This is a genomic window from Mycobacterium sp., from assembly GCF_035570115.1.
Taxonomy (GTDB): domain Bacteria; phylum Actinomycetota; class Actinomycetes; order Mycobacteriales; family Mycobacteriaceae; genus Mycobacterium.
The window spans coordinates 16209-33140 of sequence record NZ_DATMLH010000102.1 but is presented as its reverse complement, the minus strand read 5'-3'; the positions used below and the strand labels follow the sequence as shown (position 1 = coordinate 33140).

The following is a 16932-nucleotide window of genomic DNA, read 5'->3' as shown; positions in this document are numbered from 1 at the left end:
ACCGATCCATCCAGCGTCGTGACTTGAATTTGCCGGTCAGCCCGGTCACAACGGAGAGTTCGGGCGGCCGACACTTAGAATGTGGCTACCCTGCCGCAGTAGCGGCCGCGGTTAGGAAATCAGTCGGCTTCAGCCAGCCGCTGCTTGAGCGCCTCGAACTCGTCCTTGACGCCGGTCGGCAGCTTCTCGCCGACGAATTCGAACCACTCCTCGATCAGTGGCAGTTCCTTGCGCCATTCGCTCGCGTCGACCACGAGCGCTTTCTCCACATCGGCGACCTCGATGTCCAGCCCGTCCAAATCCAGATCGCTAGCGGAAGGCACGATGCCGATCGGGGTTTCCTGGCCGCTGCCCTTGTGCTCGATGCAATCGACGATCCACTTCAGCACCCGGCTGTTCTCGCCGAAACCCGGCCAGAGGAACTTGCCACCTTCGCCGCGGCGGAACCAGTTGACGAAGAACACCTTCGGCAGCTTGGACTCGTCGGAGTTCTTGCCCAGGTCGATCCAGTGCTGGAAGTAGTCGGCGACGTGGTAGCCCAGGAACGGCAGCATGGCCATCGGATCGCGGCGAACGGTGCCGACCTTGCCCTCGGCGGCCGCGGTCTGCTCGCTGCCCATGGTGGCGCCCATGAAGACGCCGTGCTGCCAGTCCCGCGCCTGCGTCACCAGCGGCACGGTGGTCTTGCGGCGCGCGCCGAACAGGATGCCGGAAATGGGCACACCCTGCGGGTCGTCCCACTCGGGAGCCAGCGTTGGGCACTGCGACATCGGCGTGCAGTACCGCGAATTCGGATGCGCCGCTTTGGTTTCCGTTTCGCGAAGCTCCCAGTCGTTGCCCTTCCAGTCGATCAGGTGATCCGGCTCGCCTTCCAGACCCTCCCACCACACGTCGTCGTCATCAGTGAGCGCGACGTTGGTGAAGACCGTGTTGCCACCGGCGATGGTGCGCATCGCGTTCGGGTTGGATTTCCAGTTGGTGCCCGGTGCAACCCCGAAGAAACCGAACTCCGGATTGACCGCGTAGAGCCGGCCGTCCTTGCCGAACCGCATCCAGGCGATGTCGTCGCCCAGCGTTTCGGCCCGCCAGCCGGGAATGGTCGGCTGCAGCATCGCGAGGTTGGTCTTGCCGCACGCCGACGGGAATGCCGCCGCGAAGTAGTAAGCCTTGTTCTCGGGGGAAATCAGCTTGAGGATCAGCATGTGCTCGGCCAGCCAGCCCTCGTCGTGAGCCATGGCCGAAGCGATTCGCAGCGAATAACACTTCTTGCCCAGTAGCGCGTTGCCGCCGTAACCCGAACCGTAACTCCAGATTTCGCGGGTCTCCGGGAAGTGGGTGATGTATTTGGTGTCGTTGCACGGCCACGGGACGTCCGTTTGCCCGTCCTCCAACGGAGCGCCGACGGAATGCAATGCCTTAACGAAGAACCCGTCGTCACCGATCTTCTCCAATGCGGCCTTGCCCATGCGAGTCATGGTGCGCATCGAGACGACGACGTATTCCGAGTCGGTGATCTCCACGCCCAGCTTGGGGTCGTCGGCACCAAGCGGACCCATGCAGAACGGCACCACCCACATGGTGCGGCCCCGCATGCAGCCGCGGTACAGATCGGTCATGGTCGAGCGCATCTCGCTCGGTTCCATCCAGTTATTGGTCGGACCGGCGTCGATCTGGCGCTCGGAACAGATGAAGGTCCGCGATTCGACGCGCGCCACGTCAGACGGGTCGGACAATGCCAGGTAGGAGTTCGGCTGCTTCTTCGGGTTCAGCGGCTTGAAGGTGCCCGCTTCCACCAACTGCTCGCACACGCGCCGCCACTCCTCTTCGGAACCGTCAGCGAAGACCACCCGGTCCGGCTGGGTGAGCTCGGCGACCTCCTCCACCCAGGACAGCAGGCCCTGATGGTTAGTCGGGGCGGTATCCAGACCTGGAACGGTCGCTGACGTCATCGAAATCTCCTGCACTCTTCTGCGTAGGCGGCTGCTCTAAGGCTCAGAGCGGACCATTTCGCCCGTGCGGCTTTGCGGTGGCCCGTTATACAGGTTATCGCGGGGAATATCGCCAGGGCAGGTCGGGCGGGTATTGAATCACTCACACGAACGATTCAGATGACGTTATCCGCGGTATTCGTCGACGGGGTTTCGTCAATTTCATCGGTGCCGGCATCGGTCGGGATGTCGGGGTCATCGGTCCCCGGTTCACTGGTCTCCGCCCCAGCCAACTGCTCGGTTCCTTCCCGGGTCGTCCCCTCGCTACGCTGCGGTACCCCCCCGGGGCCCGCATCGTCGCCGGGCGGAGCCGGTTCGCCAAGTTCCGCCCGAACCGCCTCGAGCGCGGCCTGTAGCGTCGGCATCTCCCGGCCTCGCAGCGCCGCCGCGCGCGCCCCGACGACGGCGTGCTCGCGCAGCTCGGTATCGATCACGCCGACCTGTTCGTTGACCCGCGCACTCTCGACCTCATCTTGCTCGCCCAGCGCCGTGGTCAGCGACGACTCAGCTCCCAGCACCCGAGTTGCGACCAACTGCTCGAGCGCGGACCGCAGCAGACCGGTCGCCTCGCCGGCCCAACGGTCCAGCAATGCGCGATCGCGCAGTAGGCCGCGAGTGCCGACCACCCAGACGGTGAGCGCAAGCCCGATCGCCGCACATGCGACGGCCCCGGCCACGGTCAGTCCCGGGGCCAGGTCGGCCAACAACCGACTGAGCGTCAACGCGACGCCCAACCCGAAACCGGCACCCACCAGCATCATCAACCGAGTCTCCAGTCGCCGGGACTTCAGCTGTGGCGGCGGTATCTCGATCGTCGGGAGCGCGGCCGGTGCCGGCGGGCCGGTCGGCAGCCCCAGACCGTTTGCCATCTCGGTTAAATGCTCGCTGGTGCCGCTGTCCACTTCGCCGACCACCGTGTCGATGCGCCCGCGGGCGTACGCCTCGAACTCCGGCAGTTTGCGTCGGGTGAGACTTCCCAGATCCTCCTGCAGCTCTGAACGCACCGTGGCGCAACGGTTGCGGGCGTAGTAAGACAGCTGGACCCGAGCCTGCTGGGTTTGGCTGCGCAGCGCGATCGTGCGCTCGGATTTCGACAGCCGTCGCTGCCGCAAGATAGCGGTGCGCTGCTCACGTAATGCCTCGACCCGCGCCCGCCGACCCGCGCCGTCGGCGTCACGATCGTACCGGTCAGCGACGGTCTGCAACCGGGATTCCCACGCGCGCAACCTGTTTCGTCGCGGAAGATCGTTAGCGGCGAGTTGTTCGCGTACCGCGACGACGAGGTCGTCAACGAGTGGTTCACCGCGCTCTGGCAGGGCAGCCACGCCGACCCAGGGCACGTCACGGTAGCGCGGCGCGTGGGCCGACAGCACCTCGCGGTCGGTGGCCAGCACATCGCGCCAGGCGCGATGCACGTCGATCTTCGACACCACGCCGATCACCGCGTCGGTATCGGCGCTCGCGGCGTCCAGCAGCGCGCAGTCGGATTCGGTCAACGCGGCCGCCGCCGAGACGACGAACACCACCGCCGTCGGCGCTTCGCCGGCCGCCAGTTCGGCCGACTCGATGAACGTGTGCGCGGGCAACCGCTCGCTCAGTGCCGCGACGACGCCACTGATCCCGGCCAGCCACGGCCCGGCCACCAGGACCACGTCGCGGCGCTGTGTAGTCGGTGCACCCAGCCGCGGCCCGATCGCCGCCACCATTGCATCGATCGCGTCTGTTGGGCCTTCTGCGGCGATTGCGCCGCTGCCTGCCTGCTCGGTCACGCTGAACTCCCGACCTTTGACCATAGCCGCAGCGAGCCCCTGACGATGTCCGCGCCACACGCGCGGTGCAGGCCCGCCACGGGCCCACGGCAGTAGCGTTGCCACCCCATGGCGCGGCGCAGATGTGCTGCGCCGCTATCGCAGCGATCGACCTGCATGCCGGCCGCCTCGACGACGTCTACGGCCGCCGCCATCCGGGCGATCACGGTCTCGTCGCAAGACAGGAATTCGCCGACCCGCAGGTCGGTGACGGCCAGCGTCTCCAACTCGGCGACGGCGTCCAGCACCCGGCGGTAGTGCACCGGTGCGCCTATCGACCCGATCGTGTCGACGACATCGTCAATGCAGCTCAGGCAGCGCAACCTGGCGCGGGTCTGGTCACGCGTAGCGCCATCCCGGATCGCTTCCAGTGCCTGCTCGACGCCGAACACGTCGAGGGTGTCGAGCAGCCGCCGCCGCAGCTCGACGGCCACCGGGTGCCCGCCGGTGAGAAAGCTGTCCGGCGAGCTCAGGTCGGCGGGCCGAGTGGCCAGCACCTGCAGCGCGGCCCACAGTTCGTCGTCCAGCACGTCGTCGAGCGCGGCAACCGCGAGCACTCCAACCACCGGCTGGATCGGCAGACCGGTGCGGGCGGAAAGCCGTGCGCAGCGGGTTCTCGCCGCGCTGGTCGGCCCGTTGCGGTGCAGGCCCGGTTGGCCGGTTGCGATCAGATCCGCCTTGTTCAGCAGCGCCACGACCGGCCGGTCGGCCGCCACGATCGCGTCACGATCCTCGGGTTTGACCACGTCGGCGACGACGTAGACGTCCACGTCGACTTCCGGCGACGCGGACACGGTGATCGTCCCGCGCACTTCGGCAGCGCGCGCCAGCGCGCGCGCGACAGTGCTGCGACCCACGCCCCGACGTCCGGACACCGCCACCCGAAGCGGGGCGGCGAGCCGATCAGCGATAGCGGCACAGCGCGAGTCAGCCACCTCGGTGGCAAATCGCTCCAGCTCATCGACGAAAATCTGACGCCCCTGTCCGATCATGTGTTCGCCTGTCAGGTCCAGCCCGGCAAATGCCAGTACTACTGTGACATCGCTCCATTGTGACCGAGCCCTTCTGGTCCTGTTGGCACCTACCGGGCTTACCGGCGAGCCGGCTCTACCGCTGGAATGGTGACATCTGAGTCGCCGCGATGCGAGCCACCCGCTAGCAGCGGAAAGCAACTGTTGGGTATCAATCTGGTCCGCGGGCGGCAACATCGTCGTTTCATGGGTAACGATGAACGGATGCGTGCGCAGCCATCGGTGGACGCGGTCACACCGCCGCCACCGCCAGACGCCCGGCCTGCGGCGCACACTGCCGGCCGGTATCGCCGGACCACCAGCTTCCGGTCGCGGCGATCGGCGTTGTCGCCCGCCCAGCAGCGAACCTGGGAGCGGTTGTGGCCCGAACTGGGCACCATAGCGACGCCGCAACATGGCCCCGACGCGCCGGACGAGCCACTGGATACCCGCGCCTGGTTTGGCCGAGATGCTCCGCTCGTACTCGAAATCGGTTGTGGCACAGGGACTTCTACGCTGGCGATGGCGCAAGACGAGCCAGAAGTCGACGTGATCGCCGTCGAGGTCTATCGGCGCGGGCTGGCGCAACTGCTCAGCGCCATCGATCGAGAAAGCGTCACCAATATCCGGTTGATCCGCGGGGATGCCGTCGACGTGCTGGAATCTCTGATCGTGCCGGGCTCGCTGAGCGGCGTCCGGGTGTTCTTTCCCGATCCATGGCCTAAGGCCCGGCATCACAAGCGCCGACTGCTCCAGCCCGCCACGGTGGCCCTGATCGCTGACCGGCTCCGTCTCGGGGGTGTACTGCACGTCGCCACCGACCATCCCGGCTACGCCGAGCAGATCGCCGCGGTTGGCGATGCCGAACCTCGCCTCAACCGGGTGGATCCGCTCGGCGAACTGGCGATCTCGGTCATCCGCCCGACGACTAAATACGAGAACAAGGCGCAGCATGCCGGCAGCGCCGTCACCGAACTGGTGTGGACGAGCCGCTCCGAAAGAAACCGCCCATGAGCCTGACCGAACAAACGACCGCGGAACCTACCCCACCCGTTACCGCACCGGTGGCACTTTCCGGTGACGCCGCGCCCGATACTGGACCAGCAGTTCAGCGGGTGCTGCTGGTGTGGGACGCGCCGAACCTGGACATGGGCCTGGGATCCATCCTGGGCCGTCGGCCCACCGCACTGGAACGCCCACGCTTCGACGCCCTTGGCCGCTGGTTGCTGGCCCGCACCGCCGAGGTCGGAGCCGGTCGACAAGATGTTTTAGCCGAACCCGAAGCCACCGTGTTCACCAACATCGCGGCGGGCAGCGCCGAAGTGGTCCGGCCGTGGGTGGATGCCCTGCGTAATGTGGGATTCGCTGTTTTCGCCAAGCCGAAACTCGACGAAGACAGTGATGTCGACAGCGACATGCTGGACCACATCGCGCAGCGCAGCGCCGAGGGTCTGGCCGCGCTGGTGGTCGCGTCCGCTGATGGCCAGGCCTTCCGCCAGCCACTGGAGGAAATCTCCCGTAGCGGGGTGCCCGTTCAGGTGCTTGGATTTCGCGAACACGCGAGTTGGGCACTAGCGTCGGATACCTTGGAGTTTGTCGACCTGGAGGACATCGCGGGTGTTTTCCGGGAGCCGCTGCCGCGAATCGGCCTCGATTCGCTGCCTGAGAAGGGGGCGTGGCTGCAACCGTTCCGGCCGCTGTCTTCATTGCTGACCTCGCGTGTCTGACAACTGAAACCAATGCGCGGGTCGCCGCAGATCCAGTAAGGAGCTTACGTGTTCGCCTGGTGGGGTCGAACTGTGTACCGCTACCGGTATGTCGTCATCGGCGTCATGGTGGCGCTGTGCCTCGGCGCAGGCATCTTCGGGGTCAGCCTCGGCAAGCACGTCACGCAGAGTGGTTTCTTCGACGACAGCAGTCAGTCGGTCAAGGCGTCGGTAATGGGCGACGACACCTACGGCCGCGACCGAACCAGCCACATCGTGGCGACTTTCACGGCTCCGCAGGGCAAGACGGTCGACGACCCGGCCTGGTCGAAGCAGATCACGGATCAACTCAACAAATTCAAGGCCGATCACCCCGAGCAGGTACTGGACTGGGTCGGCTACCTGCGGGCACCGAATGCCGCGGCAGTCAAGGGCATGGCGACCGAGGACAAGAAGCACACCTTTGTGTCCATCATGCTCAAAGGCGACAGCGACGACTCGATTCTCAATAACTACAAGACGGTCGCGCCCGACCTGGTGAAGCTTGATGGCGGCAAGGTCGGCGTCGCCGGCCTCGAACCGGTGGCCAGCGGCTTGACCGGCACCATCGAAACCGACCAACGGCGAATGGAAGTTCTGGCGGTGCCGCTGGTGGCGGTGGTGTTGTTCCTGGTTTTCGGCGGGGTTGTCGCGGCCTGCCTGCCGGTGATGGTCGGCGGCCTGGCGATCGCCGGCGCGCTGGGCATCATGCGTCTCGTGGCGATGTTCAGTCCGGTGAACTTTTTCGCCCAACCCGTGGTGACCATGATCGGCCTCGGTATCGCCGTCGACTATGGCCTGTTCGTGGTGAGCCGATTTCGGGAGGAGATCGCCGAGGGCTATGACAGCGAGGTCGCGGTTCGTCGCACGATGATGACGGCCGGGCGCACGGTGACCTTCTCGGCGGTGCTGATCGCGGTGTCGGGGGCCAGCATGCTGGTGTTCCCGCAGGGCTTCCTGAAATCGCTGACCTATGCCGTCATCGCGGCGGTCATGCTGTCGGCGATCTTGTCTATCACCATCCTGCCGGCCGTGCTCGGAATCCTGGGCCACCGCGTCGACGCGCTGGGCGTGCGAGACCTGTTGCGGGTGCCGTTCTTGGCGAACTGGAAGCCGTCGCGCGTGTACCTGAACTGGCTGGCAAACCTGCTGCAAAAGACCAAAACCCGCGAAGAGGTCGAGCACGAGTTCTGGGGCAAGTTGGTCAACCGGGTGATGAAGCGCCCGCTGGTGTTCGCCATTCCGATCGTCGTCGGGATGATCCTGCTGATCATCCCGCTGGGAAACCTGAAGCTCGGCGCCTTCAGCGAAAAATACCTTCCACCGGATAACCCGGTCCGGGTGGCCCAGGAGAAATTCGACACGCTGTTCCCGGGCTACCGCACCCAGCAGCTCACCATGGTGATCCAAAGCAATAACGGCGGCAAGGTCACCGATCAGCAGGTTGCCGAAATCCGCAACGATGTCAGCTCAATCAGTGGGTTCGCCGACAAGAACTGGCAGGACCGGCCGTGTCCGACGATCGCCGATAATCCCTGCGTGGCAGGCCCCGATGGGGCGAGCCACCCCAAGAACGACTCGGTGCGGGTAATCCAGAACGGGCTGGTGAAACCGAATGAGTCGGCCAAGAAGATCAATGAATTGCGTGCCATCTCCGCACCGAAGGGGCTGACCGTTCTGGTCGGCGGCACACCGGCGCTCGAGCAGGACGCCATTCACGGCCTTTTCAGCAAGCTGCCGCTGATGTTGGTCATCCTGTTGACCACCACCACGCTGCTGATGTTCCTAGCGTTCGGATCGCTGGTGCTGCCGATCAAAGCCACCGTGATGAGCGCGTTGACCCTCGGGTCGACGATGGGCATCTTGACGTGGATCTTCGTCGACGGCCACTTCGCCAAGTTGCTGAATTTCACGCCGACGCCGCTGACCGCGCCGGTGATCGGTCTGATCATCGCGGTCGTCTTCGGGCTATCGACCGACTACGAGGTATTCCTGGTCTCCCGGATGGTCGAGGCCCGCGCACGCGGCATGTCCACCGCCGAGGCCATCCGAATCGGAACCGCGGCCACCGGTCGCATCATCACCGCGGCGGCGACCGTCCTTGCGGTGGTCGCCGGCTCGTTCATCTTCTCCGACTTGGTGATGATGAAGTATCTGGCGTTTGGGCTGATGGCAGCACTTCTGTTGGACGCCACCGTCGTTCGGATGTTCCTGGTGCCGTCGGTGATGAAGCTGCTTGGCGACGACTGCTGGTGGGCGCCACTGTGGATGAAGCGGCTGCAGAATCGCATCGGGCTGGGCGAGATTCACCTGCCCGACGAGCGCAAGAAGCCCGTCCCCCGCCGGGCCGAGCGACCGCCGGTCGCCGCATCCCCCGCCGTCGCTACAAAACCCCGTCCACCGCACGACCCCACCCACCCCGGCGCGGAGACTCCATCCCGGTCAGGCCGACCAGCTGGGCCGGCGCCTCGACCGGACTACCGGCCACCGGCTCAGGACACGCCCTCGGCCGCCGGCACTACGAAGATGCGCGCCCCGGGACACGCTGAGCCCAAAGAGCCGCCGACGACTCGCTTTTCCGCCCAACCGAGCCCTGGAAGCGCTCCCGCACCCGGACACGAGCGTCCACCCCAACCGCCCGCCGTAGCACCGCCGGGGCCGCAGCAGCCGCCCCGCGGTGAAGATCGCGAAATCGAGTCCTGGCTCAGCGATCTGCGCGGGTCGAAGCGCAACGACCGCCCCGCCGATCCTCGCGGCACAGCCACCCCTCCGCCGCCATCGAGGCCGTCCGCCGATCCGACCCGGGCCATACAGGTACCGACCGACCGCTCCCCGGGTCAGCAGCCGCCCGAAGAGGATGCCACTACCGCGATCCCGACCGGCCCGCAGGACGAGAAGGATCCCGACGTTGCGACCCAGAAACTGAACGCCCGCGCAAAGAACGCCGACAGCTCCGACCGTCCCCGTCAACGCCGCGGCGGCGGACTCAGCGCGCAGGATCTGCTGCGTCGCGAAGGCCGAATTTAGCAATCGGGTCTAGCAGGGCGATCGGATCTAGTCCGCGGTTCTGCTTTCGGGCTCCAGCTCATCCGGCTCGGCCTGCATGATGACCGCATCGTCGTCGGTCTTTTTGGCGGCTGCGGACGGATCCTCGGCCAGCAGCACCTGGAACGCATTGTTGAAGAAAGCGACCGTCGGGACCGCGAGCAGCGCGCCGACAACTCCGGCGAGCACACCGCCCGTCGAGATCGCCACCACCACCGCCAACGGATGGATCGATACCGCGCGGCCCATCACCAACGGCTGCAGGATGTGCGCTTCGAGCTGGTTGACGCCGATAAGCACGCCAAGCGTGATGAGCGCGTAGACAAATCCCTTCGTGAGCAGTGCCACCACCACCGCGAGAAAGCCGCTGATGACGGCACCGACCAGCGGGATGAACGCACCGAGGAACACCAACGAGGCCAGCGGCAGAGCCAGTGGCACGCTCATGATCGCCAAACCGATGCCGACTCCCGCGGCGTCGACCAACGCCACCAGGAAGGTGGCCCGCACATAGCCGACCAGCGACCCATATCCCGCGCTGCCCGCGGCGCGAACCCGGTCCCGGACGTCGGTAGGGAAGATCTTGGTGACGTACTGCCAGATGTTGCGTCCGCCGTAAAGGAAGAAGATCAGCGTGAAGAACATCAGAAATGCGGCGGTGAGGATCTCGGTGAAGGTGGCCGCAGTCGACAGCGCGCCGCTGGTTAACTTTGCCTGATTGTTCTGCAGCGCCTGGATGGCCGCGTTCCCGGCGTTCTCAATCTGTTGGCGGCTGAGATGCAGCGGCCCCTCGATCAGCCAATTGCGGGTTTCGTCGATGCTGCGGGTGACCTGGTTGACCAGATCCGGCAAACCGATGACGAATTGGCTGATGACGAACGTCATGATGCCGCCCAGAATCGCGAAGCCAGCCAACAACACCAGGGCGACGGCGCCACCGCGGGGCGCGCCCCGCCGGTCCAGCCAATCCACCGGCTGGACCAGCAGTGCGCTCAGCATCAACGCCAGCAGCAGCGGGACGACGATGATTTCCAGCCGGGCGATAACCCACAACAGCGCCACCAAAGCCACCAGGATGACCAATAACCGCCAGGCCCAGGCAGCGGTTTTCCGAACAATGGGTTCTACCGAATCCCCATAATCCGCGTCGGCCTTCGACGACATATGGTCAAGCCTAACCGCCGGTAGCACACCGTCCGCAAATATAGTGCGGACACCTGCGCCGGGCACCGATCTTGGCGCGACCTGCGCGGCTACGCTAATTCATGTGTCGCACGACGCACCGGCCACGAACGTCAGCGGTCAGCACGAAGAACGTGCCCGCGGCCAGTACTGGTGGGTGCGCTGGGCCATCCTGGGCGTCGTCGCGATCGTGCTGGCCGTGGAGGTGGCACTGGTGCGCGACCAGGTGGCCAAGGCCGCCAAGAGCCTCTACTCAGCGAATTGGTGGTGGCTGTTGGCCTCGGCCCTGGCGGCCGTCGTCTTGATGCACAGCTTCGCCGAGGTTCAGCGGACCCTGCTGGCATCGGCCGGCGTGCACGTCAAGAAATTGCGGTCTGAAGCCGCCTACTACGCGGCCAACTCGTTGAGCACCACGCTGCCCGGCGGTCCGGTGTTAGCGGCGACTTTTCTGCTTCGGCAGCAACGGATTTGGGGCGCGTCGACGTTGGTGGCGTCGTGGCAGCTGGTGATGTCGGGCGTGCTGCAAGCGGTTGGGCTGGCACTGCTGGGTCTAGGCGGCGCGTTTTTCCTCGGTGCGAAGAACAACCCCCTCTCGTTGCTGTTCACCCTCGGCGGCTTCGTCGCGTTGTTGCTGCTGGCCCAGGCGGTGGCGTCGCGGCCGGAGCTGATCGACGGGATCGGATGCCGAGTGTTGTCGTGGGTCAACTCGGTTCGGGGTAAGCCGTCCGACGCCGGCCTGGCGAAGTGGCGCCAGATGCTCTCGCAGCTGGAATCGGTCAGCCTGAGCCGCCGCAACCTCGCGGTGGCCTTCAGCTGGTCACTGGTCAACCGGTTCGCTGACGTTGCCTGCCTGGGCTTCGCCGCATACGCGGCGGGCTATCACCCGTCGGTTGGCGGGTTGACGGTGGCCTGTGCGGCCGCTCGGGCGGTCGGCACGATACCGCTGATGCCCGGCGGTCTGTTGGTCGTCGAGGCGGTGTTGGTGCCCGGTTTGGTGTCCAGCGGATTGCCGTTGTCCGGCGCTATCTCGGCGATGTTGATCTACCGTCTGATCAGCTGGTTGTTCCTCGCCGCCGTCGGCTGGGTGGTGTTCTTCTTCATGTTCCGCACCGAGAACGACGCCGATCCTGACGCCTTCGAAGCTGGCCCAGAACCGGGCACGGACACCTCCGCAGAGACCGACATGGCAACAGGCCTTGCCGGGAACCCGGCTTCGACACACCTCAAAAACGGCAACGGGGCGACGCCCGTCGACCCGGCCGACGCCGCGCTCCAGGGTCCGGTGCCACCGGATCCGGGCGCCAAGACGGGCGAGACTTCGGCGACACGCAGGCGCCGCGGGGCTGCCCAGAACTAGCCGGGCGACTACTTGATCGCGCTGAGCCCCGGCATCACTGCGGCGCCAGGCGCGGCCGCAACCCCGCCCTGGGCCCCGGAGATGGCCTGCGCCGCAGCATTCGGCAGCCCGCCGGGCAGGCCGCCCGGCAGCCCGCCCTGTGCGCCTTGCATGAAGCCGAGCACCTGAGGAAGGCTGATCGGCAGCCTGCACTGGGCGGACAGGCCGGTGAGCGGTTGCGCGATCGTCTGCAGATCGAGGGCTGCCTTGGGGTTGGCAGTGAAATAGCCCTTCAGCGAGTCGGCCGACTGCGGTCCCGCAGGCTGTTGCAAGACGGTGGTCATCGCCTGGTTGGTCTCCGGGTGCCCGTCCAGATAGTCGCCGGCGGACCGGGCGACGTTGCCGATCGTCCTTGCCATCTCACTGGCAGCACAAGGGTCAGACGCGCCGACCGCTGACGGCGCAGACAGCAGCACCGCCGCGGTCGCACCACCCATCGCGGTGGCGGTCAGGACACCGAACAGTCGTCGGCGCAATGTCGCAGTATCCCCAGTCAGGGAAGTCATAGATAGCTCCTTATGGCGTGCGATAGGGCTTGCGAATCTCGGTGGGCCTCGCAACCAGCTGCGGTCCGCGGTTTGTGAAACCGAATCGTGACCATCCACCGGCCATCCTGCCATCCACTGCGCGGGCGCGGCCAATTCAGCCAACAGGAGACTGCTCACACTCGATCAGCTTCGACATCAGGCCCCCGCGAATCCCGACATCGTTGCGGAGTTGTTGCAGCTCAGCGGCATGTGCACATAGCTTGCTGGGGTAGGCTGGCCTGCACGCAAACCTGATGCGGGGAGACCAAAATCCAGCACTTCATGATGCGCCTAAGCAGCAACCTGCGCAGATTCCGCTGGCTGGTCTTCACAGGTTGGTTGCTCGCGCTGATACCCGCCATCTACCTGACGGTGACCCAGTCGGGTCACCTCACGGGTGGTGGCTTCGAGGTGGCCGGCTCCCAGTCCCTACGCGTCCATGACCAACTCGAGGCCCACTACCCCGACCAGGGCACGTCACCGCTGGCGCTGGTGGCGGCGCCGCGCGCGGACGCGAGCTACGAAGACATGAACGCCGCCGCGACATTTCTGCAGCAGGTCGCCGGCCAAGTCTCCGATGTGGCGGTGGTGAAGAATCCGTCCCAGCCGGCACCAGAGCCTGACCGGCCGTACGTGGTGTCATTGCGACTGGACTCCTCCAACAACAGCAGCGCCAGCGACGCCGCCAAGAAGTTGCGGGCAAAGGTCGGCGTCCAGGGCGAGCGGCCGGGACAAATGGCGAACGGCAGGGTCCGGCTCTACGTCATCGGCCAGGGTGCGCTGAGTACGGCCGCGGCTGCCAACACCAAACATGACATCGCCGCGGCGGAACGCTGGAACCTTCCGATCATCCTGATTGTGTTGCTGGCGGTGTTCGGTTCGCTTGCCGCCGCTGCGATTCCGCTGGCATTGGGCATCTGCACGGTCGCAATCACCATGGGACTGGTCTATCTACTGTCGGCCTACACCACGATGTCGGTCTTCGTCACCTCGACGGTGTCGATGTTCGGTATCGCGCTGGCGGTCGACTATTCGCTGTTCATTTTGATGCGCTTCCGCGAGGAACTGCGTGCCGGGCGTCAGCCGCAGGAGGCGGTCGACGCGGCGATGGCCACGTCCGGCCTCGCGGTGGTGCTGTCCGGGATGACCGTCGTGGCCTCGCTGACAGGTATCTATCTGATCGACACCCCGGCTCTGGCGTCGATGGCCACCGGCGCAATCCTTGCGGTCGCGGTCGCAATGCTGACCGCGACGACCATGACACCGGCCGTGTTGGCGACGTTCAGCCGCGCCGCCGCCAAGAGATCCGCGGTGCTGCACTGGTCGCGGCGACCCGAGACGACGCAGTCGCGGTTCTGGAGTCGTTGGATCGGCTGGGTAATGCGCCGGCCGTGGGTCTCGGCGTTGGCGGCATCGGCTGTTCTCATTGCCATGGCGGTGCCGGCCCTGTCGATGGTGCTGGGCAACAGCCTGCTCCGGCAATTCAACTCGTCACACGAGATCCGCGCCGGAGTGTCGGCGGCCGCAGAGGCGCTGGGTCCCGGCGCGCTGGGCCCGGTGCAGGTGCTGGTGACCTTCCCCGACGGCGAGGCGTCCTCGCCCACGCACACTCAGACACTCGCGGCTATCCGTCAGCAGATGGGGCAGGCGCCCGACATCGTCTCGGTGGCGGCGCCGGTGTTCGCGGACAACAACACCAGCGCCTTATTTTCCGGGGTGCCGTCGGTCGATCCCGAGGACCTGGGCGCGCGCAGCAGCATCGCGTGGATGAGGGCCCACCTACCCGCGGCGGCAGGCTCGGCGCAGGTGGACGTGGGCGGACCGACCGCGCTGATCAAAGACTTCGACGACCGGGTGTCGCAGACCGAGCCGCTGGTGTTGGTTTTCGTCGCTCTGATCGCCTTCGTCATGCTGCTGATCTCGATCCAGTCGGTGTTCTTGGCGTTCAAGGGCGTGCTGATGACCGTGTTGTCGGTGGCCGCCGCCTACGGCAGTTTGGTGATGGTCTTCCAGTGGGGCTGGCTGGAGAAGCTCGGGTTCCCGCCGATCAGCTCCATCGATTCCACCGTCCCGCCGCTGGTGCTGGCCATGACGTTCGGCTTGTCGATGGACTACGAGATCTTCTTGCTGACCCGAATCCGGGAACGGTTCCTGCAAACCGGTCACACACATGACGCCGTGGCCTACGGAGTGAGCACCAGCGCGCGCACCATCACGAGCGCCGCGCTGATCATGATCGCCGTGTTCATCGGTTTCGCGTTCGCCGGCATGCCGCTGGTGGCCGAAATCGGGGTGGCGTGCGCGGTCGCGATCGCGGTGGACGCCACGGTGGTGCGGCTGGTGATGGTGCCCGCCCTGATGGCGATGTTTAGCCAGTGGAACTGGTGGCTGCCGGCTTGGCTGGAGCGCATCCTGCCCTCCGTCGACTTCGAAAAACCGCTGCCCACAGTCGATCTCGGCAATGTCCTGATGATCCCCGAGGACATCTCGGCGCCGGTGGTGCCCAGCGCCGACCTACGAATCGTGCTGAAATCCGCAGCCAGGCTCAAGCACCTGGTCCCGGACGCGATTACCGTGGCCGACCCGCTGGCCTTCACCGGATGTGGGCGCAACGACGAACTGCGCTCACACGTCAACGGCGACGACGATGCCAGTGCCACCACGCACGGGTTGGCGTTGGCCGGGACGGCGGCCCCGACCAACGGTCACTCAGCGGGCAAGAGGTTCGCCGGCGGCTTGTCCCACCGCAATGGCACCAGCCGCTCCGCACCCCGGACGGTCCGGCCCGTGCATCCGGTCACACTGTGGCGCGGCCGGCTGTCGGTCGCCCTGGACGCACTGGAAACCGCGGCCGAGACCGACCACCCCACGTTCGAGCGGCGCAGTCCGGTGGAAACCACCCACGTGCAGTTGTCCACCGGTGACCGGTTGCAAATCCCGACCGGCGCCGAAACGTTGCGACTCAAGGGCTACCTGATCATGTCGCGCAACAGCAGCCGGGACTACACCGAATTTGCTGAGCTGGTCGACACGATGGAAGCCGAGACAGCCGCATTCGTATTGGCCGGGATGGATAGGTATTACTGTAGTCAATCACCCAGGCGGCAATGGATCGCTACCCAGCTGGTGCGACGGCTCGCGGATCCACATCCGACGGATCTCGACGACGAAAGTTGGCCCGGTCCGGATGCGAAGGCAGACTGGGAGGAGGTCAGGCAGCGCTGCCTGTCGGTGGCAGTGGCGATGCTGGAGGAGGCGAGGTGACGTTGGCAGCCGATCGACGCCACGGACCGGCGCCGCATCGTCCCCCCGTCCGTCCTCGCACTGTCGAGCAGCCCGTGGAGTTCTGGCCGACGTCGGCCATCCGCTCAGCGCTGGAAGGTGGCGACATCGCCACCTGGAAGCAGATCGCGGTCGCGATCAAACGCGACCCCTACGGGCGCACGGCCCGTCAAGTCGAGGAAGTTCTGGAGACCTCGCGACCCTACGGCATTTCCAAGGCATTGGCGGAGGTGCTGGACCGCGCCCGCGCACATCTGGAGGCCAACGAGCGCAACGAAGTGGCCCGCCACGTGCGGTTGCTGATCGAACGGTCGGGACTGAAGATGCCGGAATTCGCGTCCCGGATCGGGGTGCCCGTCGACGAGGTGGGCGCCTACCTGGATGCCACGACGAGCCCGTCGGCGTCGTTGATGATCCGGATGCGCCGGCTCTCTGACCGGTTCGCGAAGGCCAGAAGCCAACAGCCCCCGCAGCGCCCGTCCCAGCAACCGGCTCCGCGGGCTGCGCAGCGGCCGCGCCGCAGCAACTGATGCTCGGCCAGCCCGACGACCTGACGCTGCGCCGCATCCTGGCGGAGACCCGCACCATCGCAGTGATCGGAGCATCGGACAAGCCGACTCGGCCGAGCCACGAGATCTATTCCTATCTGGTCGCGACGGGTGACTACCAGGTGTACCCGGTCAACCCGACGATCACCGAAATCGACGGCGCGCCAGCGTATCCGCGGCTGGCCGACTTGCCGGTGGTACCCGACATGGTCGATGTGTTCCGGCGGCTCGACGAGTTGCCGTCGGTGTTGGCCGACACGCTCGCCCTCGATCGACGGCCGAAAACCCTTTGGCTGCAGGAGGGGTTGTGGCATGAGCAAGTGGGCCGCGACGCGGAGGCAGCCGGTTTACAGGTGGTGATGGACCGTTGCCTGATGGTCGAGCACGCCCGGTTGTGCTGA

At 66.0% G+C, this 16932-nt stretch carries 12 protein-coding genes; 7 read left to right on the top strand and 5 right to left on the bottom strand.

The genetic code is table 11. The annotated features are described in order from the left end of the window. Positions 1-119: 119 nt before the first annotated feature. From VNW74_RS09110 to VNW74_RS09100, 3 genes are all read right to left on the bottom strand, one after another. Complete coding sequence (locus VNW74_RS09110) at positions 120-1949, bottom strand: phosphoenolpyruvate carboxykinase (GTP) (protein WP_325676272.1); 1830 nt, start codon at positions 1947-1949, stop codon at positions 120-122. Between the two features lie 155 nt (positions 1950-2104). Then, positions 2105-3781 carry a hypothetical protein gene (locus VNW74_RS09105; RefSeq protein ID WP_414686634.1) on the bottom strand — a complete coding sequence of 559 codons (1677 nt, stop codon included), beginning with the start codon at positions 3779-3781 and terminating at the stop codon, positions 2105-2107. Continuing rightward, positions 3754-4788 carry a hypothetical protein gene (locus VNW74_RS09100; RefSeq protein WP_325676271.1) on the bottom strand — a complete coding sequence of 345 codons (1035 nt, stop codon included), beginning with the start codon at positions 4786-4788 and terminating at the stop codon, positions 3754-3756. Before VNW74_RS09100 ends, VNW74_RS09105 begins: the two co-directional genes overlap by 28 nt. Positions 4789-5013: 225 nt before the next feature. Between VNW74_RS09100 and trmB the strand changes: the two genes are divergently transcribed. Genes trmB through VNW74_RS09085 form a run of 3 tightly spaced genes read left to right on the top strand, consistent with a single transcriptional unit; the run spans position 5014 to position 9578 of the window. Continuing rightward, on the top strand, positions 5014-5820 hold the full coding sequence (gene trmB / locus VNW74_RS09095) for a tRNA (guanosine(46)-N7)-methyltransferase TrmB (RefSeq protein ID WP_414686633.1): 807 nt from the start codon (positions 5014-5016) through the stop codon (positions 5818-5820). Next, positions 5817-6533 (top strand): NYN domain-containing protein, encoded by a 717-nt coding sequence (locus VNW74_RS09090; protein WP_325676270.1) that lies wholly within the window; start codon positions 5817-5819, stop codon positions 6531-6533. The genes trmB and VNW74_RS09090 overlap by 4 nt, the downstream gene beginning before the upstream one ends. A gap of 48 nt (positions 6534-6581) precedes the next feature. Then, positions 6582-9578, top strand: coding sequence for an MMPL family transporter (locus VNW74_RS09085; RefSeq protein WP_325676269.1), 2997 nt, complete (start codon positions 6582-6584; stop codon positions 9576-9578). Positions 9579-9605: 27 nt separating this feature from the next. Here the strand turns inward: VNW74_RS09085 and VNW74_RS09080 are convergent, their stop codons facing one another. Continuing rightward, positions 9606-10760 (bottom strand): AI-2E family transporter, encoded by a 1155-nt coding sequence (locus VNW74_RS09080; RefSeq protein ID WP_325676268.1) that lies wholly within the window; start codon positions 10758-10760, stop codon positions 9606-9608. A gap of 103 nt (positions 10761-10863) precedes the next feature. On the opposite strand from VNW74_RS09080, the gene VNW74_RS09075 reads away from it, so the two are divergent. Then, entirely contained in the window at positions 10864-12135 is a 1272-nt protein-coding gene (locus VNW74_RS09075; protein WP_325676267.1) for a YbhN family protein, read from the top strand. An 8-nt stretch (positions 12136-12143) separates the two neighbouring features. Here VNW74_RS09075 and VNW74_RS09070 read toward each other — a convergent pair whose 3' ends face one another. Then, on the bottom strand, positions 12144-12671 hold the full coding sequence (locus VNW74_RS09070; protein ID WP_414686637.1) for a hemophore: 528 nt from the start codon (positions 12669-12671) through the stop codon (positions 12144-12146). Positions 12672-12983: 312 nt separating this feature from the next. On the opposite strand from VNW74_RS09070, the gene VNW74_RS09065 reads away from it, so the two are divergent. The 3 genes from VNW74_RS09065 to VNW74_RS09055 are packed head-to-tail and all read left to right on the top strand — an operon-like array spanning position 12984 to position 16932. Next, a complete protein-coding gene (locus VNW74_RS09065) occupies positions 12984-15965 on the top strand; it encodes an MMPL family transporter (RefSeq protein ID WP_325676265.1) in 2982 nt (993 codons plus the stop codon). Then, positions 15962-16513 carry an XRE family transcriptional regulator gene (locus VNW74_RS09060; RefSeq protein ID WP_325676264.1) on the top strand — a complete coding sequence of 184 codons (552 nt, stop codon included), beginning with the start codon at positions 15962-15964 and terminating at the stop codon, positions 16511-16513. The genes VNW74_RS09065 and VNW74_RS09060 overlap by 4 nt, the downstream gene beginning before the upstream one ends. Beyond that, positions 16513-16932 carry a CoA-binding protein gene (locus VNW74_RS09055; protein ID WP_325676263.1) on the top strand — a complete coding sequence of 140 codons (420 nt, stop codon included), beginning with the start codon at positions 16513-16515 and terminating at the stop codon, positions 16930-16932. The genes VNW74_RS09060 and VNW74_RS09055 overlap by 1 nt, the downstream gene beginning before the upstream one ends.